The sequence below is a fragment of the Bradyrhizobium sp. HKCCYLRH3059 genome (assembly GCF_051168035.1).
Lineage (GTDB): Bacteria > Pseudomonadota > Alphaproteobacteria > Rhizobiales > Xanthobacteraceae > Bradyrhizobium.
The window spans coordinates 630,436-652,257 of the sequence record NZ_JBNPUF010000003.1; the positions used below are offsets into that span (position 1 = coordinate 630,436).

Sequence of the window (21,822 nt, forward strand, 5' to 3'; positions counted from 1 at the left end):
GATTCATTCTGGAAGGTGACGACATGGAACAGACGTGGCGCTGGTTCGGACCCGATGATCCCATCACCGTGCCGCAGGTTCGCCAGACCGGCGCGACCGGCATCGTGACGGCGCTGCATCACATTCCCTACGGCGTGGTGTGGAGCACCGATGAGATCATCAGGCGCATCGGGTTGATCGAAGGCGATTCATCGCTGCGGCTGCGCTGGAGCGTGGTCGAGAGCCTGCCGGTCTCCGAGGCCATCAAGCTGGGCGAGGGCGATCTGACGTCCTTGTTCGACAACTACCGCCAGTCGCTGCGCAACCTCGCCGCCTGCGGCGTCACCACCGTCTGCTACAATTTCATGGCGGTGCTGGACTGGACCCGCACCGAGCTCGCCTTCCGCCTGCCGGGCGGCGCCACCGCGCTCCGCTTCGACATGGATCGCCTGGCGGCGTTCGACTGCTACATCCTGCAGCGGCCCGGCGCCGAGGCGGAATTCTCCTCCGACGTGCTCGACCGCGCCAGGGCCTGGGTGGCGCAGGCCTCCGAAGCCGACAAGGACCGGCTGCTCGCGACCATCATGGCCGGGTTGCCCGGCGCCTATGACCGCTATGACGTGCCCGGCCTGCGCCGCATGCTGGAGAAATATCGCGGCATCGGCCATGCCGAGCTGCGTGCCAACTACGCGCGCTTCCTGCGCGAGGTGGTGCCGGTGGCGGAGGAGTGCGGTGTCAGCCTGTGCGTCCATCCCGACGATCCGCCGCGCGACCTGTTCGGCCTGCCGCGCGTGGTGTCGTCAGCCGAGGATCTGCAGTTCATCGTCGAGGCCGCCCCGTCGAAGGCCAATGGCATCACGTTCTGCACCGGCGCGCTCGGCGCCGGCGGCCACAACAACGTGCCGCGGCTTGCCGAGCGGTTCGCCCCGCACATCCGCTTCGTCCATCTGCGCAACGTCACCAAGATGCTCGACGGCTCGTTCATGGAGGCCGAGCATCTGCGCGGCGATGTCGACATGGTTGCGATCGTGACGACGCTGCTCAAGGAGCAGGCGCGCCGCAAGGCCGAGGGCGATCCGGACTGGCGGATCCCGTTCCGCCCCGATCACGGTCATGAGCTGGTCGACGACATCGGCCGCGGCACGCATCCCGGCTATCCGCTGGTTGGCCGGCTCAAGGGCCTCGCCGAGATCCGCGGGGTGATGACCGCCGTCGCGGCCATTAACCGTCTCCCGGTTTGATCGGCAGGGCCGGATAACGCGCTTGTCAGCGCGCTGTCCGTCAACGAGGATGCCAGCCGGAACGTCGTCCACGAGTTGAACAGATGTCGACCTCGCTCTTCGATCTCTCCGGCAAGACCGCGCTGGTGACCGGCTCCTCCCGCGGCCTCGGCCGCGCTATTGCCGAAGGCTTTGCCAAGGCCGGGGCGCGGCTGGTCATCAACGGCACCGACCCGGCGCGCACGCTGGCGGCGGCGGAAGAATTCCGCGCCGCGGGCCATCAGGCCGAGGCCTGCCCGTTCGACGTGACCGATGAGCAGGCCGTGGTCAGCGCCTTCGCGCGTTTCGATGACCAGGGGATCGCGATCGACATCCTCGTCAACAATGCCGGCATCCAGCACCGCAAGCCGCTGGTCGAGTTCACCACCGACGAGTGGCGCCGCGTCATCGAGACCAACCTCACCAGCGCGTTCGTGATCGGGCGCGAGGCCGCCAAGCGGATGATTCCGCGCAACAGCGGCAAGATCATCAACATCGGCTCGCTCGGCAGCGAGCTGGCAAGGCCGACGATCGGGCCCTACACCACGGCCAAGGGCGGCATCCGCAACCTGACCCGCGCGATGGCCGTCGAATGGGCCGCGCACGGCATCCAGGCCAATGCGATCGGTCCCGGCTACATGCTGACCGATATGAACCAGGCGCTGATGAGCAACCCCGACTTCAACAACTGGCTGATGTCGCGCGTCCCGGCGAAGCGCTGGGGTCGTCCCGACGAACTGGTCGGCACCGCGATCTTCCTGGCCTCCGACGCGTCGACCTATGTCAACGGCCAGACCATCTATGTCGATGGCGGCATGCTGGCGGCGATGTAGGATCGCGGAAGACACGAGACAGGGAGGCCGGCCATGCGTGCGGTCGTCATTCACGCGCCGAAAGATCTGCGCATCGACAGCTTTCCCGATCCGGCGCCGGGACCCGGCGAGGTCCGGGTCAAGATCGAGGCCGGCGGCATCTGCGGCTCGGATCTGCATTACTACCATCATGGCGGCTTCGGCACGGTCCGCATCAAGCAGCCGATGGCGCTGGGTCATGAGATCGCAGGCCACGTCGCCGCGGTCGGTGCCGGCGTGACCGGCCTCGCCGAGGGCACGCGCGTCGCCGTCAATCCGAGCCTGCCGTGCGGCAAATGCGCCTATTGCCGCGAGGGGCGGCGCAACCAGTGCCTGGACATGCGCTTCATGGGCAGCGCGATGCGCGATCCCCACGTGCAGGGCGGCTTCCGCGAGTTCGTCACCGTGGATGCCTCACAGGCGGTGCCGATCGCGCCGTCGTTGTCGCTGGGAGAGGCCGCGATGGCCGAGCCGCTGTCGGTCTGCCTGCATGCCGCGCACCAGGCCGGTTCGCTGCTCGGCAAGCGCGTGCTGGTGACCGGCTGCGGCCCGATCGGAGCGCTGTCGATCCTGGTCGCGCGTTACGGCGGCGCAGCCGAGATCGTGGCGACCGACGTCGCCGACGCGCCGCTTGCGATGGCGCGCACGCTCGGCGCCAGCCATGCGTTCAATGTCGGGGCGGAGCCGTCGGCGCTCGATCCGTGGCGGAGCGGGAAGGGCACGTTCGACGTGTTGTTCGAGGCCTCCGGCAACCAGGCCGCCCTGCGGGCGGCGCTCGACGTCATGAGGCCCGGCGGCGTCATCGTCCAGCTTGGGCTCGGCGGCGAGATGACCTTGCCGGTCAACACGCTGGTCACGAAGGAGCTGCAATTGCGCGGCACGTTCCGGTTCGACCGCGAATTCGAGCTGGCGCTGCGGCTGATGGGCGAGGGGCTGCTGGACGTCAAGCCGCTGATCTCGGCTGCGCTGCCATTCGAGCAGGCGGTCGCCGCCTTCGAGCTCGCCAGCGATCGAAGCCGGTCGATGAAGGTTCATTTGACGTTTTGATGGATGGATTGACGCCGATGAAAGTCGCCTGCATCGGAGAGTGCATGGTGGAGTTTGCGCAGGAGGACGGCTCGCTGTTCCGGCGCGGCTTCGGCGGCGACACGCTCAACACGGCGCTCTATCTGGCCCGGCTCGGCGTGCCCACCTCCTACGTCACGGCGCTCGGCGATGATCCCTTGAGCGCCATGATGCTGGCGGCCTGGCAGGCCGAGGGCATCGACACCTCGGAGGTGCTGCAGGTCGAGGGCCGCGTGCCCGGCCTGTACATGATCGAGCGCGATGCCCGGGGCGAGCGCAGCTTCCTCTATTGGCGCGACCGCGCGCCGGCGCGCGAGCTGTTCGATCGCGCCGACCGCGACATGCTCGACAGGCTCTCCCGCTTCGACTGGATCTATCTCTCCGGCATCAGCCTCTCGCTCTATGGCGAGACCGGCAAGGCCAAGCTGCGTGAGCTCTTGACGGTGGCGCGCAAGCGCGGCGCGCGTGTGGTCTTCGACGGCAACTACCGGCCGCGCGGCTGGGCCAGCCGCGAGGTGGCGCAGCGCGCGTTCCGCGCGATCCTGCCGCTGGTCGACGTTGCGCTGCCGACGCTCGAGGATGAGCAGATGCTGTTCGGCGATGCCGACGCCTCCGTCAGCCTGCGCCGCTTCAAGGAAGCCGGGGTCGGCGAGGTCGTCGTCAAGCGCGGCGCACGCGGCTGCCTGATCCATGCCGATGGTGTGCTGGTCGACATCGCGCCGCCTGCGGTGCTCAAGCCGATCGACACCACGGCGGCCGGCGATTCCTTCAATGCGGGTTATCTCGCCGCGCGCATCAAGGGCGCGCCGCCCCGCAAGGCGGCGTTGGCCGGCCACCGGCTTGCCGGCGCCGTGATCATGGCGCCGGGAGCCGTGATCCCGGCCACCGCGATGCCGCGGGACATTCTGACGATGAGCGAGGCATGATGAACAATTTGGACAAGCGCACGAAGCTCGATGCGGTGTTCGCTCTGGCGCCGGTGATTCCGGTGATCACGATCGAGGACGCCGCGCATGCCGTGCCGCTTGCGCGCGCGCTCGTTAGCGGCGGTCTCCGCGTCATCGAGATCACCTTGCGGACGCAGGCGGGGCTCGATGCCGCACGCGCGATCATCGATGAGGTGCCGGACGCCGTTGTCGGCATCGGCACGGTGCTGACGCCGGCGGACTACGAGCGCGCCGCCGGGCTCGGTGCAGCCTTCGCGATCAGTCCGGGCCTGTCGATCGGCCTGCTCGATGCCGCGAATGCGGGCGAAATGCCGTTCGCTCCGGGCATTCAGACCGCCTCTGATCTCATCGCCTGCGTGACGCGCGGCTATGAGCTGGTGAAGTTCTTTCCTGCGGTGCCGGCCGGTGGGCTCGCCGCGCTGGATGCGCTGGCCGGGCCGTTCCCCAACGTACGGTTCTGCCCGACGGGCGGCATCAATGCCGGCAACGCTGCGCAATGGCTGGCGCATAAGAAGGTCGTTGCGATCGGCGGCTCCTGGGTCGCCCCCGCGGCCGACATCAGGGCCGGGGCCTGGGCTGCGATCGAGCAGCGCGCCCGCGACGCGACGAAGCTGCGCTGATCTGGCCTGTCCACAACTTAAAATTTTGTTTGTGTCCGACGCTCATCTTCGGCAGCGTGGGCCTCCGTCGGCGCCTGTCATTCTCAAAAAGTATTACAGTCAAATAATATGACTAGTCATCCCAAATGTTCCGTGGAATAACGGACGTCACCGGCCGTCGAGGCGGGTGAATAGGTGCGTCGGCACCGCTGTTCGCGGCGGCGCATCAAAAAACAGTACCTTTTTGGGAGAGAACGTCTGATGACCCTGAAAGCCCTCTTTGCGGCCTCGGCAACGGCCGCGTTGTTGCTCGCCACGTCCGCTGGCGCCGCGGAGCTGACCGTCGGCTTCTCGCAGATCGGATCGGAGTCCGGTTGGCGCGCCGCCGAGACCTCGGTCTCGAAATCTGAAGCCGCCAAGCGCAAGATCAACCTGAAGATCGCCGACGCCCAGCAGAAGCAGGAGAACCAGATCAAGGCGATCCGCTCCTTCATCGCCCAGGGCGTGGACGCGATCTTCCTCGCGCCGGTCGTGGCCTCCGGCTGGGACGCGGTGCTGAAGGAAGCCAAGGAAGCCAAGATCCCGGTCGTGCTGCTCGACCGCGACATCGATCCCTCCGGCAAGGATCTCTATCTGACCGCCGTCACCTCCGACAGCGTGCATGAGGGCGAGGTGGCAGGCGAATGGCTCGCCAAGACGGTCGGCGGCAAGGCCTGCAACGTCGTCGAGCTGCAGGGCACGGTCGGCGCCAGTGTCGCCACCAACCGCAAGAAGGGCTTTGACGCCGTCGTCGCCAAGAACGCCAACCTGAAGGTCGTTCGCAGCCAGACCGGCGACTTCACCCGTGCCAAGGGCAAGGAAGTGATGGAAAGCTTCATCAAGGCCGAGAACGGCGGCAAGTCGATCTGCGCGGTCTATGCCCACAACGACGACATGATGGTCGGCGCCATCCAGGCGATGAAGGAAGCCGGGCTCAAGCCGGGCAAGGACATCCTGACCGTCTCGATCGACGCGGTGCCGGACATCTTCAAGGCGATCGCCGCCGGCGAAGCCAACGCCACCGTCGAGCTGACGCCGAACATGGCGGGCCCGGCGTTCGACGCAATCGTGGCTTTCAAGGAGAAGGGCACCGTTCCGCCGAAGTGGATCCAGACGGAATCGAAGCTCTACACCGCGACTGACGATCCGCAGAAGGTCTACGACAGCAAGAAGGGGCTCGGCTACTGAGCCGAAGATCTCGCCGTCGTCCTGGCTGTTGCCGGGACGACGGAAATCAATCGTGGCGCCCGCATCGCGTGCGGGCGTCGACTTTCCGGTCTTGCCCAAGTAGTTCGTCATGTCTGATCCTTCAGCTCCGCCGGCGATGCGTCCGTCTCTTCTGGAGATCCGCGGCCTCACCAAGAGCTTCGGTGCGCTCAAGGCGCTGCAGGATGTCGACTTCATGCTGGGTGAGGGCGAGATCCACGCGCTGCTCGGCGAGAATGGCGCCGGCAAGTCGACGCTGATCAAGGTCGTCACCGGCGTTTTCGCGCGGGACGCCGGCACCGTGCGGCTGGCCGATCGGGAGATCGCGCCGCGCTCGGCCAAGGACGCGGTCGATGCCGGCATCGCCACCGTCTATCAGGAAGTCAATCTGCTGCCGAACCTCTCGGTGGCGCAAAATCTGTATCTCGGCCGGCAGCCGACGCGGTTCGGCGTCGTGCGCGAGGCCGAGATGCGGCGGCGCGCGCATGCGCTGCTGCTGGATTATGGGCTGGACATCGACGTCGGCGCACCGCTTTCGAGCTACTCGGTCGCGGTCCAGCATATCACGGCGATCGCGCGCGCCGTCGATCTGTCGGCGCGCGTCCTCATTCTCGACGAGCCCACGGCGAGCCTCGACCGCCACGAGGTCGAGATCCTGTTCAAGGTGATGCGAAAGCTCGCGGCTGATGGCATCGGCATCATCTTCGTCAGCCACTTCCTCGATCAGGTCTATGAGATCTGCGACCGCGTCACGGTGCTGCGCAACGGCCGGCTGATCGGCACGCGCGAGATTGCCGATCTGCCGCGGCTCGACCTGATCCGCATGATGCTCGGGCGGGAGCTGGCCGAGACCACCCACGAACGCGCAGCGAGCCAGCCGGACAAGGCGCGCGAGGTCTGCATCAGTTTCAAGGGCTATGGCAAGCAGGGCTACCTTGCGCCGTTCGATCTCGAGCTGCGCCGCGGCGAGGTGGTCGGGCTCGCCGGCCTGCTCGGCTCCGGACGCACCGAAACGGCACGGCTCGTGTTCGGCGCCGAGCGCGCCGACAGCGGCGCGGCCACCGTCAACGGTGAGACCGTCCGGCTGAATTCGCCGCGCGATGCCGCCGGGCTCGGCTTCGGCTATTGTCCGGAAGAGCGCAAGACGGAGGGCATCGTTGCCGACCTCACCGTGCGCGAGAACATCGTGCTGGCGCTACAGGCGCGGCGCGGCCTGCACCGGCCACTGTCGCGGCGCGAGCAGGACGAGATCGCGATGCGTTACATCCGCATGCTCGACATCCGGCCGCCGGATCCGGAACGTCCGATCGGGCTGCTGTCGGGCGGCAACCAGCAGAAGGCGCTGCTGGCGCGCTGGCTCGCCACGTCGCCGAAGCTCCTCGTTCTGGACGAGCCGACGCGCGGCATCGACGTCGGGGCCCATGCCGAGATCATCCGGCTGGTGCGCGAGCTGTGCGAGCAGGGGCTGGCGCTGCTTGTGATCTCCTCCGAGCTCGACGAGATCGTGACCTATTCGAACCGCGTCATCGTGCTGCGCGACCGCGCCCATGTCGAGGAGCTGAAGGGCGACGCCGTCGAGGTCTCCAGCATTCTTGCGGCGATCGCTGCGGATACCGAGTCCGTGCGCGAGGCCGCATCATGACGCTTCGCATTCCCCGCCGTGGCCTGGCACAAGCGCTCGCACTGATCTTGATCCTGATCATCGATCGCGCGGTGTCGCCGCAGTTCTTCAATCTCCATCTGCAGGACGGCCGGCTGTTCGGCAGCGTCATCGACGTCCTGAACCGCGGCACGCCGGTGGCGCTGCTGTCGCTGGGCATGGTGCTCGTCATCGCGACCGGAGGCATCGACCTTTCGGTCGGTGCCGTGATGGCGATCGCGGGCGCCACCGCGGCGAGCCTCGCCGATACGCATTCGCTGCCGGTGGTCATCGGCTCCGCGCTCGCTGTCGGTCTGGTGTGCGGGCTCTGGAACGGCATCCTCGTTGCCTTCTTGCGTATCCAGCCGATCGTCGCAACGCTCATCCTGATGGTCGCAGGACGCGGCATCGCGCAGCTCATCACCGAGGGGCGCATCGTCACGTTCACGTCGCCCGATCTGGTCTGGATGGGCAACGGCGCCGTGCTCGGCCTGCCGACGCCGGTCGTGATCGCGATCGGCATGCTGCTGGTGACGGGGGCGGTCGTGCGCGGCACCGCGCTCGGGCTCTTGATCGAGGCGACCGGCGGCAACGCGCGCGCCAGCGAGCTGTCGGGCGTCGGCACCCGCGCCATGATCCTGTCGGTCTATGTCTGGTGCGGACTGTGCGCCGCGCTCGCGGGCGTCATTGCGGCCGCCGACATCATGGGGGCGGATGCCAACAATGCCGGGCTGTGGCTCGAGCTCGATGCGATCCTCGCCGTCGTGATCGGCGGCACCTCGCTGTTTGGCGGCCGCTTCAGCCTGGTGCTGGCGGTGGCCGGCGCGCTTATCATCCAGGCCATGAACACCGGCATCCTGCTGTCGGGCTATCCGCCGGAGCTCAATCTGCTGGTCAAGGCCGTCGTCGTACTTGCCGTGCTGCTGGCGCAATCGCCGCGGCTCGGCGATCTCTCGCGCTTCACCGCGCGCTGGCGGAGGACCAAGCCATGAAGGCCTCGACCTCGGTTGCGATCACGGCGTTCGTGCTGGTCGCCGGCTTCGCGTTGTGCGCGCTGCAGTTCCCGAACATCGCCTCGACCCGCGTCGTCGCCAATCTGCTCACCGACAACGCCTTCCTCGGCATCGTCGCGGCCGGCATGACCTTCGTCATCATCTCCGGCGGCATCGATCTGTCGGTCGGCTCGGTGATCGGCTTCACGACGGTGTTCGTGGCTCTGGCGGTCGAGCGCTGGGGCATTCCGCCGTTTGCCGCGTTCGCAATGGTGCTCGTGCTGTGCGCGCTGTTCGGCGCCGCGATGGGGGCGGTCATTCACGTATTTGAGCTGCCGCCCTTCATCGTGACGCTCGCGGGCATGTTCCTGGCGCGCGGCGTCAGCTTCCTGCTGTCGACCGAGTCGATTCCGATCACCGCTCCGATCTACAGTGCCGTCTCCGACTTTGCGATCCGGCTGCCAGGCGGCGGACGGCTCACCGCGATCGCGATGGCGATGCTCGTGATCCTGGTGCTCTGCGCGTTGCTGCTGCATTTGACCCGGTTTGGCGCCAACGTCTACGCGCTCGGCGGCAGCCGTGTGGCGACAGCCCTGATGGGCATTCCGGTCGGGCCGATGACGATCCGCATTTATATGCTGTCGAGCGTGCTTGCGGGCCTCGCCGGCATCGTCTTCTCGTTCTACACCGCGGCCGGCTACTCGCTCTCGGCCGTTGGCGTCGAGCTCGATACAATCGCGGCCGTGGTGATCGGCGGAACCTTGTTGACGGGCGGACAAGGCTCGGTCATCGGCACCTTCCTTGGCGTCCTGATCCAGGGCATGATCCAGACCTACATCAACTTCGACGGCACGCTGTCGAGCTGGTGGACCAAGATCGCCACGGGGGTTCTGTTGTTCGTCTTCATTGCGTTGCAACAAGGTCTGATGGCGCTCGCGCGCCGCTCATCCGTCAAACCCGCAGGGGCCAAGCCGATGGGGGCGCCGACATGACGACGTCGCACATCGTCTCGATTCCGACCCGGCGCGCGCATTCCAACCATGCCGAGGTCGCCCGCAGCATCGGCATCGACATCATCTCCGGCCGACTGGCCGAGGGGGCGCGGCTGCCGGGTGATGCCGAACTGACCGCGACCTTCGGCGTCTCACGGCCGGTGCTGCGCGAGAGCGTGAAGACCCTCGTTGCAAAAGGTCTGCTGTCGACCAAGGCCCGCGTCGGCACCGTGGTGCGCGGACGCTCGGACTGGAACATGTTCGATCCCGACGTGCTCGCGTGGCACCTCGACGCGGGCATCGACAAGCGCTTCCTCGCCGACCTCGCCGAGATCCGGTTGGCGATCGAGCCGCGCGCCGCGGCGCTCGCGGCGGAACGCCGTACGGATGACGACGTCGCGGCGATGCGCAAGGCGATGGCGCAGATGGAGCGCGAGCCATCGACATCGGTTGCTTTCGCCGAGGCTGACCTTGCGCTGCACATCGCGGTCGCCAACGCCTCGGGCAATCCCTTCATGCGCTCGATCGGCGCTGTCATCGAGGCCGCGTTGCGCGCCTCGTTCGTCCTGAGCGCCCCGATCGAGACCGCCGATCGCGACACCGTGCTGGTCTGGCACCAGCGCATTATCGACGCGATCGCCGATGGAGACGCCGACGGCGCCTCCGAGGCCATGATCGAAGTCATCTACAACGGCCGGCGGCGCCATGCCCAGTCGGCTGCACGAACGGACCGGGAATGAGCAACGACAACGAGAAGAAGACGCTGCGGAGCCAGGCGTGGTTCGGCCGCCAGGACAAGATGGGCTTCTATTATCGCTCGTTCCTCAAGAACAGCGGCACGCCGCAGGATCGCTTCGAGGGCCGTCCGGTCATCGGCATCTGCAACACCTGGTCGGAGCTGACACCCTGCAACGCGCATTTCCGCGTCATCGCCGAGCATGTCCGCCAGGGCGTGCTCGATGCCGGCGGCTATCCGCTGGAGTTTCCGGTCTCCTCGCTCGGCGAGGTGACGATGCGCCCGACCGCGATGCTGTTCCGTAACCTCGCTTCGATGGATGTCGAGGAGGCGATCCGTGCCCACCCGCTCGACGGCGTCGTGCTGCTGATGGGCTGCGACAAGACCACGCCGGCGCTCTTGATGGGCGCCGCCTCGGCCAACCTGCCTGCGATCGGTGTTTCAGGCGGCCCACAACTGCGCGGCGTCTATCGTGGCCAGATCATCGGCTCCGGTACCAACATCATCTCGATGAGCGAGCAGCTGCGTGCCGGCGAGATCACGCTGAAGGAATTCCACGAGGCCGAGGCCGGCATGAACCGCTCCGCCGGCAGCTGCATGACCATGGGCACGGCCTCGACGATGGCCTCGATGGTCGAGGCGCTCGGCATCGGCTTGCCGGAAAATGCGGCGATTCCGGCTGCGGATGCGCGGCGCAACCTGCTGGCCCGCATGGCCGGACGGCGCATCGTCCAGATGGTCGGCGAGGATCTCAAGCCGTCGGATATCCTGACGCGCCAGGCGTTCGAGAACGCGATCCGCACGCTGGCCGCGATCGGCGGCTCGACCAATGCCGTCGTGCATCTGCTCGCGATCGCCGGCCGTGTCGGCGTCGAGCTGACGCTCGATGATTTCGATCGGCTCTGCCGCGACGTGCATTGCCTGGTCGACCTGATGCCGTCGGGCCGCTTCCTGATGGAGGACTTCTATTACGCCGGCGGCCTGCCGGCGGTGCTGCGTGCGCTCGGCGAGCGCGGCCTGCTGCACAAGGACGCGCGCACCGTCAACGGCAAGACGTTGTGGGACAATGTCGCCGAGGCTCCGAACTGGAACGCCGAGGTCATCACACCGTTCGAGACCCCGTTCAAGACGGAAGCCGGCATCGCCATTCTCACCGGCAATCTCGCCCCCAACGGCGCTGTCATCAAGCCGTCGGCGGCCTCGCCGGAACTGATGAACCATACGGGACGCGCGGTCGTGTTCGAGAGCGTCGAGGAGATGCATGACGCGGTCGACGACGACAATCTCGACATCGATGCGTCCTGCATCATGGTGCTGAAGAACTGCGGGCCGAAGGGCTATCCGGGCATGGCCGAGGTCGGCAACATGCCGCTGCCTGCGAAAGTGCTGCGTCAGGGCGTGCGCGACATGATCCGCATCTCCGATGCGCGCATGTCCGGCACGGCCTACGGCACGGTGGTGCTGCATGTCGCGCCGGAGGCTACCGTCGGCGGACCGCTGGCGCTGGTGAAGAACGGCGACATGATCACGCTCGACGTCGCCGCGCGCCGGCTGCATCTGCATGTCAGCGACGAGGAACTGGCCGCACGCCGCGCCGCCTGGACGCCGCCGAAGCCGCATGCGGCCCGCGGCTATCAGAAGCTCTACATCGATCACGTGCTGCAGGCCGATCGCGGCGTCGATTTCGATTTCCTCGTCGGCCGCACCGGCTCGCCCGTGCCGCGCGACAATCACTGAGAGGGGCCCATGACCGCTTCCGCCAAAAAGCTCTACAAGGGAGTCTTCCCGGTTGCGCCGACCGTGTTCGACGCCGACGGCCGTCTCGACCTCGAAGGCCAGAAGCGAGCGATCGACTTCATGATCGATGCCGGCTCGCACGGCATCTGCATCCTCGCCAATTTCTCCGAGCAGTTCGTGCTGACCGATGACGAGCGCGATCTGGTGATGACCACGGTGCTGGAGCATGTTGCCGGCCGCGTGCCGATCATCGTCACCACGACGCATTTCTCGACCTTTGTCTGCGCCGAGCGTTCGCGCCGGGCGCAGGAGAAGGGCGCTGCCATGGTCATGGTGATGCCGCCCTATCACGGCGCGACCTTCCGCGTGCCGGACACCTCGATCTATGAATTCTATCGCGGCGTCTCCGACGCGATCTCGATCCCGATCATGGTGCAGGACGCACCGGTCGCCGGCACGCCGCTATCGGTGCCGTTCTTGGCGCGCATGGCCAAGGAGATCGAGAACCTCGCTTATTTCAAGATCGAAGTGCCGCGTGCGGCCGACAAGTTGCGCGCGCTGATCGAGGCAGGCGGCCCGGCGATCGAAGGTCCGTGGGACGGCGAGGAGGCAATCACCCTGATGGCCGATCTCGACGCGGGCGCCACCGGCGCGATGACCGGCGGCGGCTATCCCGATGGCATTCGCAAGATCATCGATCCGTATTTCGCGGGCGACCGCGAGGCCGCGGCGGCGGCCTATGAGCGCTGGCTGCCGCTGATCAACTACGAGAACCGGCAGTGCGGGCTTGCCACCTGCAAGATCCTGATGAAGGCGGGCGGCGTGATCCGCCACGACACGCTGCGAGCGCCGCAGCCGCCAATTCATCCGGCGACCCAGAAGGGACTGATCGAGATTGCGCGCCGGCTCGACCCAGTCGTGCTGCGCTGGGGACGCTAGAGATGAGTGAGCTTCGTGTCGCCATCGTCGGCTTCGGTAAGATCGCCAGGGATCAGCACGTGCCGGCGATCGCCGCCACCGAGGGCGTGACCCTGACGGCGGTGGCGAGCCGCAACGCCTCTCTGCCAGGCCTGCCGCATTTCGGCACCATCGAGGAGCTGCTGCGCGACGGGCCGGAGATCGACGCCGTCTCGCTATGCACGCCGCCGCAGGTGCGCCGCGCGCAGGCGCAGGCCGCGCTCGAGGCCGGCAAGCACGTGATGCTGGAAAAGCCGCCGGGTGCGGCGGTCAGCGAGCTCGATCCATTGATCGCGCTCGCGGCTACCAAGCAGCGCACGCTGTTCGCGACCTGGCATTCGCGCTATGCGCCGGCCGTCGAGCCGGCGCGCGCGTGGCTGTCGTCGCGTCAGATCCGCAGCGTGCGGATCGACTGGAAGGAGGACGTGCGCGTCTGGCATCCCGGACAGGCCTGGATCTGGGAGCCGGGCGGGCTCGGCGTGTTCGATCCGGGGATCAACGCGCTGTCGATCCTGACCCGCATCCTGCCCGAGCCGGTGTTCCTGACCGAGGCCGAACTGTCGTTTCCGTCCAACCGCCAGGCGCCGATCGCGGCCAACCTGTCACTGTCGACAGCCAGCGACCTGCCGATCGCGGCCGAGTTCGACTTCCGCCAGACCGGGCCGCAGAGCTGGGACATCCGGATCGAGACCGACGCCGGGCAGTTGAAGCTGTCGCTCGGCGGCGCGCGGATGACCGCGGACGATCAGCCGATGGTCGACGAGAAGGAACGCGAATATCCCGGCCTCTATCGTCGCTTCGTCGAGCTGACGAAGACCGGCGCTGGTGACGTCGATCTTGCGCCGCTGCGGCTGGTGGCCGATGCGTTCCTGCTCGGCCGCCGGCAATTCGTCGAGCCGTTCGAGGACTAGAGCGATGGCAGAAGCGCGGATCACCAGGGATGTGTTTGGCAGCCTGCCGGACGGCCGCGAGGTCGAGCGCGTCACCTTGCGTGGCGCTCACGGTTTCGAGGCGCGGATCATCACCTACGGCGCGGCGCTGCAGACGCTGCTGGTGCCGGATGCGCAGGGGCTTGTCGATGACGTGGTGCTCGGTCATGACGACTTGCTGAGCTACGTCAAGCTCCGAAAGTTCTTCGGTGCGACGGTCGGGCGCTACGCCAACCGCATCGCCAAGGCGCGCTTTTCGCTCGACGGTCAGGATCTGCGCCTCGACGCCAACAATGGTGCACATGCATTGCATGGCGGTCCCGACGGCTTCGACCGCAAGCTCTGGCAGATCGTCGCGACCGAAGACGGCGCCCAGCCCTCGGTCACGATGCTCTATGTCAGTCCCGACGGCGAGGCCAATTATCCGGGGCGGCTCGACGTTCGTGTCACCTATCAGTTGACCGGGCCGATGGAGTTGGCTGTCAGCTTCAGCGCCCGGACCACCCGGACGACGGTGGTCAACCTGACCAACCACAGCTTCTTCAATCTCGATGGCCTGGCCGCCGGCAGCGACATCCTTGATCATCGTCTGACCGTCGAAGCCGACCATTATCTCGCGATCGACGAAACCGCGATCCCGCTGGAAGGGCCGCCGCACGCCGTCGCCGGCACGCCGTTCGATTTCCGCGAGCCGCATGCGGTCGGTGCCCGCATCCGCGCTGACGACCCGCAGATCAAATGCGGTCGCGGCTACGATCATAATTTCTGCCTTCGACAGCAGGCGGGGGTGCGCTTGGCCGCCCGGCTGGCGTCCCCGCGCTCGGGGCGCGTCATGGAGTTGCTGACCGATCAGCCCGGCCTGCAGGTCTATTCCGGCAACTATCTTGACGGGACCGTGACCGGCAAGGGGCGTGTCTATCGTCAATCCGACGCGCTCTGCCTGGAGCCGCAGGTCTGGCCGGACAGTCCGAACCGCCCGGATTTTCCCAGCGCGCGTCTTGCGCCCGACGACGTCTACAAGCACGAGACGGTGTATCGCTTCTCGACCGCGGGAGCGTCCGCATGATGGAGCAGGTGCCGACCACGATCCTCTGCGACGAGCGCTGCCATCTCGGCGAGGGGCCGACCTACGATCCCCACACCGACACCGCCTGGTGGTTCGACATTCGTGAAGGCCTGCTGTTCGAGGCCAAGATCGGCAGCGGTGAACTCCGCCGCCACGGCCTCGGCAGGATGGCGAGCGCGCTCGGCCGTATCGATGCCAACAGGCAGTTGATCGTGGCCGAGGACGGGCTCTACATCCGCAGCATCGCCGACCGTGCGCTATCCCTGTATCTGCCGCTCGAAGCCGACAATCCGGCGACGCGGTCGAACGACTCCCGGGTTCATCCCTCCGGCACGTTCTGGATCGGCACCATGGGCCGCAACGCCGAATGCGGCCTGGGCTCGATCTACGCGCTGCATCGCGGCGAGATCATCCGCCTGTTCCCCAACGTCACCATTCCCAACGCGATCTGCTTCTCGCCGGATGGCACGATCGGCTATTTCGCCGACACCGACGAGAACGTCCTCTATCGTGTCGCACTCGACCCGGAGACGGGCCTGCCGCGCGGTGAGCCGGAGGTCCTGCTGCGCCATGCCGGCGTCGGGGGGCTGGATGGCGCCGTCGTCGATGCCGAGGGGCGCATCTGGAACGCACGCTGGGGCGGCGGTTGCGTCGATGTCTACAGCCCGCAGGGCGAGCATCTCCGCAGCATCGCGGTTCCGGCCAGCCAGGCGAGCTGCCCGGCGTTCGTCGGCCCCGGTCTGTCGCGCCTGCTGGTCACGTCGGCCTGGCAGGACATGGACGCGGCGGCCAAGGCGGCCGACCCCGGCCATGGCCAGACTTTCCTTCTCGAGGTCGGCGCTCACGGTCGCGCCGAGCCTGACGTCAAGCTGTCGATCTGAGAGGAGGAACAATCGAGTCGAGCGTCGTTCAGCCTAACAGCCATCTGGTATCAAGATACGCAATCGCGTATTCCTAGTTCAAATCTGAAAATCTTAGAGGGAGTGAAGCATGCTGAATTTCAAGACCATCATGGCCGCCGCGCTGGCCGGCCTCGGCGCCGTGGCCCTGTCCGGCGCTGCAATGGCCCAGAGCAAGCCGACGATCGGCATCGCGATGCCGACCAAGTCGTCGGCGCGCTGGATCGACGACGGCAACAACATGGTCAAGGTGCTGAAGGAGCGCGGCTACAACACCGACCTGCAATATGCCGAGGACGACATCCCGAACCAGCTCTCGCAGGTCGAGAACATGGTCACCAAGGGCGCCAAGGTGCTGGTCATCGCGGCGATCGACGGCACCACGCTGTCCGACGCGCTGAAGCAGGCCAAGGAGAAGGGCGTCACCGTGATCGCCTATGACCGCCTGATCCGCGACACGCCGAATGTCGACTACTACGCGACCTTCGACAATTTTCAGGTCGGTGTGCTGCAGGCGCAGTCGATCGTCGACAAGCTCGGCCTGAAGGACGGCAAGGGCCCGTTCAACATCGAGCTGTTCGGCGGCTCTCCGGACGACAACAACGCCTACTTCTTCTACAACGGCGCGATGTCGGTGCTGCAGCCCTATCTCGACTCCGGCAAGCTCGTGGTGGCGTCCGGTCAGAAGGGCATGGACAAGGTCGCGACCCTGCGCTGGGACGGCGCCACCGCCCAGGCCCGCATGGACAACCTGCTCAGCGCCTATTACGGCAACAAGCGTGTCGACGCGGTGCTGTCGCCCTATGACGGCCTCTCGATCGGCATCATCTCCTCCTTGAAGGGCGTCGGCTATGGCAGCGGCAACCAGCCGATGCCGGTCATCTCCGGCCAGGACGCCGAAGTGCCGTCCGTCAAGGCGATCCTGCGCGGCGATCAGTACTCGACCATCTTCAAGGACACCCGCGACCTCGCCAAGGTGACCGCCGACATGGTCGATGCTGCGCTGAGCGGCAAGCAGGTGCAGGTCAACGACACCAAGACCTACAACAACGGCGTCAAGGTCGTCCCGGCCTATCTGCTCAAGCCGGTCGTCGTCGACAAGAGCAACTGGGAGAAGGTTCTGATCGGCAGCGGCTATTACAAGAAGTCGCAGGTCGAGTGATCTCAACCGGCCGGCGAGCGCGGCCATGCGCTCGCCGGCTACTCTCGTTTAGGGCGGCTCAAGTGTTGCGGGAAACAGGGCGATGACGGCAATCCTCGAGATGCGCGGCGTCAGCAAGAGCTTCGTGGGCGTGCAGGCGCTCCGCGACGTCAGCTTCACGGTCGAGGCGGGCGAGATCCACGCCCTGGTCGGCGAGAATGGCGCCGGCAAGTCGACCTTGATGAAGGTGCTGAGCGGCGTCTATCCCTATGGCCGCTATGAGGGCCAGATCATCTTCGAGGGCGAGGAGCGGCGCTTCCGCGACATCAACGATTCCGAGGCGCTCGGCATCATCATCATCCACCAGGAGCTCGCGCTGATCCCGCTGATGTCGATCGCCGAGAACATCTTCCTGTCGCATGCGCCGCAACGCTTCGGCGTCATCGATCGCGACGAGGTCTACCGGCGCACCCAGCAACTGCTGGCCCAGGTCGGCCTGAAGGAATCGCCGGATACGCTGATCACCGATCTCGGCGTCGGCAAGCAGCAATTGGTCGAGATCGCCAAGGCGCTGTCCAAGCGCGTCAAGCTCTTGATTCTCGACGAGCCGACCGCGAGCCTGAACGAGGCCGACAGCCAGGCGCTGCTCGACCGCCTCGTCACCTTCCGCGAGCAGGGCATCTCCTCGATCCTGATCACGCACAAGCTGAACGAGGTCGCCCGCGTCGCCGATCGCATCACGGTGCTCCGCGACGGCCGCAGCGTCGACAGCATCGACTGCCGCGCCGAGCCGGTCCTGGAGGACCGCATCATCAAGAGCATGGTCAATCGCGACATGGCGCACCGCTTCCCCGAGCGGCAGCCCAAGATCGGCGAGCCCGTGTTCACGGTCGAGAACTGGTCGGTCTACCACCCGCAGCATTCCGACCGCCAAGTGATCAAGAACGTCAACTTCCAGGTGCGCCGCGGCGAGATCGTCGGCATCGCCGGCCTGATGGGCGCGGGACGCACCGAATTCGCCATGAGCCTGTTCGGCCGCTCGTGGGGCGTCAACATCACGGGCCGCGCCCGCCTCGAAGGCCACGACGTCAATCTCAACAGCGTACCGGCGGCCATCGATGCCGGCCTCGCCTATGTCACCGAGGACCGCAAGCAGCTCGGCCTGATCCTGGCCGACGACGTGCGCAAGAACATCACCCTGGCGAGCCTATCCCAGGTCGCGCCGAACGGCGTGATCGACGACATCGCCGAGCTCAAGGCGGCGTCCGGCTACCGCGGCCGGATGCGCATCCGCTGCTCCGACGTCTATCAGGAGGCCGGCCAGCTCTCCGGCGGCAACCAGCAGAAGGTCGTGCTGTCGAAATGGCTGATGACCGATCCCAAGGTCTTGATCCTTGACGAGCCGACGCGGGGCATCGACGTTGGCGCAAAGTATGAGATTTACTGTATCATCCAGGAGCTCGCCGATGCCGGCCGGGGTGTTGTCGTGATCTCATCGGAGATGCCGGAGCTGCTCGGAATCTGTGACCGCATCTGCGTGATGAATGACGGCGCCTTCGTCGGCGAGTTCGCCGGGCCGGAGGCGACGCAGGAAAAGATCATGCGCGCCATCATGCGTAACGAAACCATCAAGAACCAGGAGACGGCCGCGTAAGCGGTCGGGAGGACGCCAGCAATGACCGACAAGACGGTTTCGCTCCCGGAAGAGAAGTCGCATAGCGGCTTCCTGAAGAACAATCTGCGCAGCTACGGCATGCTGCTGTCGCTGTTCGTGATCATGCTGTTCTTCCAGTTCATGACCGACGGCACCCTGCTGCAGCCGCTCAACCTCACCAACCTGGTGCTGCAGAACAGCTATATCGTCATCATGGCGCTGGGCATGCTGCTGGTGATCGTGACCGGGCACATCGATTTGTCGGTCGGCTCGGTTGCGGGCTTCGTCGGCGCGGTCGCCGCCGTGCTGATGGTGCGCTATCACATCGACTTCCCGCTCGCGATCATCGCCTGCCTGATCGTCGGCGCCGCGATCGGCGCCGCGCAGGGCTATTGGGTGGCCTATTTCGGCATTCCCTCCTTCATCGTCACCTTGGCCGGCATGCTCGTGTTCAAGGGTCTGGCGCTGGCGCTGCTGCAGGGGCAGTCGGTCGGGCCGTTCCCGGGCACGTTCCAGAAGCTGTCGTCCGGCTTCATCCCTGAGTTCATGCCGAGCGCGGCGCACCTTTATCCCACGTCGCTCGCGATCGGCGCGGTGCTGACGCTCATTCTGGTCTATGCCAGCGTCAAGGGCCGCGCGCGCGAAGTGGAGCACGGCATCGAGGTCGAGCCGTTCGGCTTCTTCGCCGCCAAGAACGTCGTGCTGGCCGGCGCATTGATGTATTTCACCTATCTGATCGCCTCGCATCGCGGCCTGCCCAACGTGCTGGTCATCATGACCGCGCTGATCGCGCTGTACGGCTTCATGACGCGCCGCACGGTGATCGGCCGGCAGATCTATGCGGTCGGCGGCAACGCCAAGGCGGCCAAGCTGTCGGGTATCAAGACCGAGCGGCTGGTGTTCATGACCTTCGTCAACATGGGCGTGCTGGCCGCGCTGGCCGGCCTGATCTTCGCCGCCCGGCTCAACACCGCGACGCCGAAGGCCGGCCTCGGCTTCGAGCTCGACGTCATCGCGGCGTGCTTCATCGGCGGCGCCTCGGCCTATGGCGGCGTCGGACGGGTCGGCGGCGCTGTCATCGGCGCCATGATCATGGGCGTGATGAACAACGGCATGTCCATCCTCGGCATCGGCATCGACTATCAGCAGGTCATCAAGGGCCTGGTGCTGCTCGGTGCCGTCTGCATCGACGTCTACAACCAGCGCCGCTGAGCGCTATACGCCGCACATTCTCTGACAGGGCGTCTTAGCCGGGGCTCTTCGGCATCCGCCCCCGTCATTCCGGGGCGCGCGTCGCGCGAGCCCGGAATCCATCTGTCCTCACGCTCCCCAGTGAAATGGATTCCGGGCTCGCCTTGCGGGCGCCCCGGAATGACGAGGTCGAGTCCGTCGCCGACCTATACCACGTGGAAATTCGACACGCTGTCGTTGGCGAGCTGGGCGACGAGCTGCAGCTCCCAGTCGATATAGGCCTGCATCGCTTCGGCGGCGTTGTCGGTGCCCTCATAGGGACGCTTGTAGACGTCGTCGGCAGGCGAGATCCATGAGGACCGATCGCTCTCCAGCACATGGCCGGCAGCCGTCCAGGCGCGCGTACCGCCGGTGAGCGCGCGGAGCTCACGCGTCGTTGCGGCACGTGCATCCGCAAGCGCAAAGGCCGCCTCGGCGCCGTCGTCACTTGTCAGCACGATCGGACCGTCGCCTGGCAGCTTGACGAGATCCGATGAAAAGCGCGACGCCAGCACGAAGTGTGCGCCCGGAATGTGTCCGGCCTTGTAGCTCGGACTGCGCGTGAGATCGACGATGGTCCACGCCGCCGCATCGGCCGCGAGTTGCTCGGCGCTGATCGCCGCGTCGCCAAGCTGCGGCAGCGGCGGTCGGCGTGCGGCGCGGATTTCGGTTTCGGTCGTTCCAACGACATCCGGTCCCACGACCGCCACGTCCCAGCCCATCTGCTTCAGCCATGACGCCGTCATGCGCGCGCGCACGCCGTCATCGTCGAACAGCACCAGGCGGGCGCCGCGCACGCCGACCCACTCGTCGGTCGCCTGCACCAGCTGGCCGCCCGGCGCCGACGCGAAGCCAGCCGGATGGCCGGCGGCGTAGTCCTCGGGCGTGCGAACGTCGAGGCAATACAGCGTGCGCGTCCCAGCCTCGGCCTGATAGCGCGCGAAGGTCACGGCATCGAGCACGCCGACCCCGACGCGCTCGGACCAGGCCTTGGCATCCGCCAGCGCGGTCGCGTAGCTCGCCTCTGGCCGCTCCAGCATGCGCGCGGTCCTGCCGCGTTCGACCTGATGGCCGGCAAGGGTCCAGCCGATGGTGCCGTTGCGCAACGCATAGATCTTGTTCGGCAGCCCGGCATTGATCAACGACTGCGTGCCGATGATCGAGCGCGTGCGTCCGGCGCAGTTGACGATGATCGTGGTGTCGGGCGACGGCGCGAGCTCGCGCGCCCGAAACGCCAGCTCGCCGCCGGGGACACTGACCCCGCGCGGGATGCTCATGGTGCGATATTCCTCGAAGCGGCGGGCGTCGAGCACGACCAGATTCGACTCGCGCTCGATCAGCGCCTTGGCTTCGTCGGCCGACAGAGACGGCGTGTGCCGGATGGCCTCGACCAATTCGCCGAACGCCTTGCTCGGCACGTTGACGTCCCGGAACACCTCGCCATGGCGCGCATAGCCCGACAGCCCGCCAGCGAGCATCGCGACGTCGGTGTAGCCCAGTGCATGAATGCGCGGCACCGCGCGGGCGGCATAGCCTTCGCCGTCATCATAAACGACGACGGGTACATTCAGACGCGGCACGAGATCGAGGATGCGCAGCTCGATCTGCGACAGTGGCAGCGACACCGCGAAGAACGGGTGCGACAGCGAGTAGGGGCCCTCCTCGCGGACATCGAGCAGCGCCACCTCCTCGCCGGCACGCCAGCGCCGCCGCAGCTCGGTCGGGGTCGTCTGGCGCGGCTGATCGGATGCATTTCGGGGCAGGTGAGAGGGCGTCGGCGATGTCATTCGGGAGTCCGCAGGTGAGGTCCGCCGCGGTCCCCGGCATCGTTCATGCGTCCGTGGAGCAGACCTGCGGCATGGACCCACAATCACGGTGCGCGGCCCGGGGCCGGGGCGCATGGAA

General features: G+C 66.6%; 19 protein-coding genes. 18 read left to right on the plus strand and 1 reads right to left on the minus strand.

The annotated features are described in order from the left end of the window. Positions 1 to 23: 23 nt before the first annotated feature. The 18 genes from uxuA (at position 24) to mmsB (ending at position 19,899) form a co-directional block, all read left to right on the plus strand. Entirely contained in the window at positions 24 to 1,220 is a 1,197-nt protein-coding gene (uxuA, locus tag ACQR13_RS13670; protein ID WP_434862903.1) for a mannonate dehydratase, read from the plus strand. A gap of 83 nt (positions 1,221 to 1,303) precedes the next feature. Beyond that, positions 1,304 to 2,071, plus strand: coding sequence for a glucose 1-dehydrogenase (locus ACQR13_RS13675; protein WP_315750327.1), 768 nt, complete (start codon positions 1,304 to 1,306; stop codon positions 2,069 to 2,071). Positions 2,072 to 2,104: 33 nt separating this feature from the next. Continuing rightward, entirely contained in the window at positions 2,105 to 3,136 is a 1,032-nt protein-coding gene (locus ACQR13_RS13680) for an L-idonate 5-dehydrogenase (protein WP_316226324.1), read from the plus strand. Positions 3,137 to 3,183: 47 nt separating this feature from the next. Then, positions 3,184 to 4,080, plus strand: coding sequence for a sugar kinase (locus ACQR13_RS13685; RefSeq protein WP_409977992.1), 897 nt, complete (start codon positions 3,184 to 3,186; stop codon positions 4,078 to 4,080). Next, entirely contained in the window at positions 4,077 to 4,721 is a 645-nt protein-coding gene (eda, locus tag ACQR13_RS13690) for a bifunctional 4-hydroxy-2-oxoglutarate aldolase/2-dehydro-3-deoxy-phosphogluconate aldolase (protein WP_315827044.1), read from the plus strand. Before ACQR13_RS13685 ends, eda begins: the two co-directional genes overlap by 4 nt. A 240-nt stretch (positions 4,722 to 4,961) precedes the next feature. Continuing rightward, the gene (gene ytfQ, locus ACQR13_RS13695; RefSeq protein ID WP_315718196.1) at positions 4,962 to 5,927 is read left to right on the plus strand and encodes a galactofuranose ABC transporter, galactofuranose-binding protein YtfQ; all 966 of its coding nucleotides are present in this window, start codon (positions 4,962 to 4,964) and stop codon (positions 5,925 to 5,927) included. 109 nt (positions 5,928 to 6,036) lie between these two features. Continuing rightward, the gene (locus ACQR13_RS13700) at positions 6,037 to 7,587 is read left to right on the plus strand and encodes a sugar ABC transporter ATP-binding protein (protein WP_316175846.1); all 1,551 of its coding nucleotides are present in this window, start codon (positions 6,037 to 6,039) and stop codon (positions 7,585 to 7,587) included. After that, positions 7,584 to 8,576, plus strand: a complete 993-nt coding sequence (locus ACQR13_RS13705; RefSeq protein ID WP_315718199.1) for an ABC transporter permease — start codon at positions 7,584 to 7,586, stop codon at positions 8,574 to 8,576. The genes ACQR13_RS13700 and ACQR13_RS13705 overlap by 4 nt, the downstream gene beginning before the upstream one ends. After that, a complete protein-coding gene (gene yjfF / locus ACQR13_RS13710) occupies positions 8,573 to 9,568 on the plus strand; it encodes a galactofuranose ABC transporter, permease protein YjfF (protein ID WP_315718200.1) in 996 nt (331 codons plus the stop codon). The genes ACQR13_RS13705 and yjfF overlap by 4 nt, the downstream gene beginning before the upstream one ends. Then, entirely contained in the window at positions 9,565 to 10,308 is a 744-nt protein-coding gene (locus ACQR13_RS13715) for a FadR/GntR family transcriptional regulator (protein ID WP_315718201.1), read from the plus strand. Before yjfF ends, ACQR13_RS13715 begins: the two co-directional genes overlap by 4 nt. Further along, positions 10,305 to 12,041, plus strand: coding sequence for an IlvD/Edd family dehydratase (locus ACQR13_RS13720; RefSeq protein ID WP_315718202.1), 1,737 nt, complete (start codon positions 10,305 to 10,307; stop codon positions 12,039 to 12,041). Before ACQR13_RS13715 ends, ACQR13_RS13720 begins: the two co-directional genes overlap by 4 nt. Before the next feature lie 9 nt (positions 12,042 to 12,050). Further along, entirely contained in the window at positions 12,051 to 12,980 is a 930-nt protein-coding gene (locus ACQR13_RS13725) for a dihydrodipicolinate synthase family protein (protein WP_315718204.1), read from the plus strand. A gap of 2 nt (positions 12,981 to 12,982) precedes the next feature. Continuing rightward, on the plus strand, positions 12,983 to 13,909 hold the full coding sequence (locus ACQR13_RS13730; protein ID WP_434862904.1) for a Gfo/Idh/MocA family protein: 927 nt from the start codon (positions 12,983 to 12,985) through the stop codon (positions 13,907 to 13,909). Between the two features lie 4 nt (positions 13,910 to 13,913). After that, positions 13,914 to 14,993 (plus strand): aldose epimerase family protein, encoded by a 1,080-nt coding sequence (locus ACQR13_RS13735; protein WP_316167680.1) that lies wholly within the window; start codon positions 13,914 to 13,916, stop codon positions 14,991 to 14,993. After that, complete coding sequence (locus ACQR13_RS13740) at positions 14,993 to 15,874, plus strand: SMP-30/gluconolactonase/LRE family protein (protein ID WP_434862910.1); 882 nt, start codon at positions 14,993 to 14,995, stop codon at positions 15,872 to 15,874. The genes ACQR13_RS13735 and ACQR13_RS13740 overlap by 1 nt, the downstream gene beginning before the upstream one ends. A 109-nt stretch (positions 15,875 to 15,983) precedes the next feature. Then, positions 15,984 to 17,054, plus strand: coding sequence for a multiple monosaccharide ABC transporter substrate-binding protein (gene chvE / locus ACQR13_RS13745; RefSeq protein ID WP_315750336.1), 1,071 nt, complete (start codon positions 15,984 to 15,986; stop codon positions 17,052 to 17,054). A gap of 82 nt (positions 17,055 to 17,136) precedes the next feature. Beyond that, entirely contained in the window at positions 17,137 to 18,687 is a 1,551-nt protein-coding gene (mmsA, locus tag ACQR13_RS13750; protein WP_315750337.1) for a multiple monosaccharide ABC transporter ATP-binding protein, read from the plus strand. Positions 18,688 to 18,708: 21 nt separating this feature from the next. After that, on the plus strand, positions 18,709 to 19,899 hold the full coding sequence (mmsB, locus tag ACQR13_RS13755) for a multiple monosaccharide ABC transporter permease (protein ID WP_316167685.1): 1,191 nt from the start codon (positions 18,709 to 18,711) through the stop codon (positions 19,897 to 19,899). Between the two features lie 185 nt (positions 19,900 to 20,084). Here the strand turns inward: mmsB and ACQR13_RS13760 are convergent, their stop codons facing one another. Beyond that, the gene (locus ACQR13_RS13760; protein ID WP_316201145.1) at positions 20,085 to 21,704 is read right to left on the minus strand and encodes a rhodanese-like domain-containing protein; all 1,620 of its coding nucleotides are present in this window, start codon (positions 21,702 to 21,704) and stop codon (positions 20,085 to 20,087) included. Positions 21,705 to 21,822: the final 118 nt, after the last annotated feature.

Excerpts from the sequence above, each read along its gene's own strand:
- mmsB (WP_316167685.1), top strand. The coding sequence starts at position 18,709 with ATGACCGACAAGACGGTTTCGCTCCCGGAAGAGAAGTCGCATAGCGGC.
- ACQR13_RS13720 (WP_315718202.1), top strand. The coding sequence starts at position 10,305 with ATGAGCAACGACAACGAGAAGAAGACGCTGCGGAGCCAGGCGTGGTTC.
- ACQR13_RS13725 (WP_315718204.1), top strand. The coding sequence starts at position 12,051 with ATGACCGCTTCCGCCAAAAAGCTCTACAAGGGAGTCTTCCCGGTTGCG.
- ACQR13_RS13680 (WP_316226324.1), top strand. The coding sequence starts at position 2,105 with ATGCGTGCGGTCGTCATTCACGCGCCGAAAGATCTGCGCATCGACAGC.
- ACQR13_RS13700 (WP_316175846.1), top strand. The coding sequence starts at position 6,037 with ATGTCTGATCCTTCAGCTCCGCCGGCGATGCGTCCGTCTCTTCTGGAG.
- mmsA (WP_315750337.1), top strand. The coding sequence starts at position 17,137 with ATGACGGCAATCCTCGAGATGCGCGGCGTCAGCAAGAGCTTCGTGGGC.
- yjfF (WP_315718200.1), top strand. The coding sequence starts at position 8,573 with ATGAAGGCCTCGACCTCGGTTGCGATCACGGCGTTCGTGCTGGTCGCC.
- ACQR13_RS13705 (WP_315718199.1), top strand. The coding sequence starts at position 7,584 with ATGACGCTTCGCATTCCCCGCCGTGGCCTGGCACAAGCGCTCGCACTG.
- chvE (WP_315750336.1), top strand. The coding sequence starts at position 15,984 with ATGCTGAATTTCAAGACCATCATGGCCGCCGCGCTGGCCGGCCTCGGC.
- uxuA (WP_434862903.1), top strand. The coding sequence starts at position 24 with ATGGAACAGACGTGGCGCTGGTTCGGACCCGATGATCCCATCACCGTG.
- ACQR13_RS13735 (WP_316167680.1), top strand. The coding sequence starts at position 13,914 with ATGGCAGAAGCGCGGATCACCAGGGATGTGTTTGGCAGCCTGCCGGAC.
- ACQR13_RS13715 (WP_315718201.1), top strand. The coding sequence starts at position 9,565 with ATGACGACGTCGCACATCGTCTCGATTCCGACCCGGCGCGCGCATTCC.
- ACQR13_RS13730 (WP_434862904.1), top strand. The coding sequence starts at position 12,983 with ATGAGTGAGCTTCGTGTCGCCATCGTCGGCTTCGGTAAGATCGCCAGG.
- eda (WP_315827044.1), top strand. The coding sequence starts at position 4,077 with ATGATGAACAATTTGGACAAGCGCACGAAGCTCGATGCGGTGTTCGCT.
- ACQR13_RS13740 (WP_434862910.1), top strand. The coding sequence starts at position 14,993 with ATGGAGCAGGTGCCGACCACGATCCTCTGCGACGAGCGCTGCCATCTC.
- ACQR13_RS13760 (WP_316201145.1), bottom strand. The coding sequence starts at position 21,704 with ATGACATCGCCGACGCCCTCTCACCTGCCCCGAAATGCATCCGATCAG.
- ACQR13_RS13675 (WP_315750327.1), top strand. The coding sequence starts at position 1,304 with ATGTCGACCTCGCTCTTCGATCTCTCCGGCAAGACCGCGCTGGTGACC.
- ytfQ (WP_315718196.1), top strand. The coding sequence starts at position 4,962 with ATGACCCTGAAAGCCCTCTTTGCGGCCTCGGCAACGGCCGCGTTGTTG.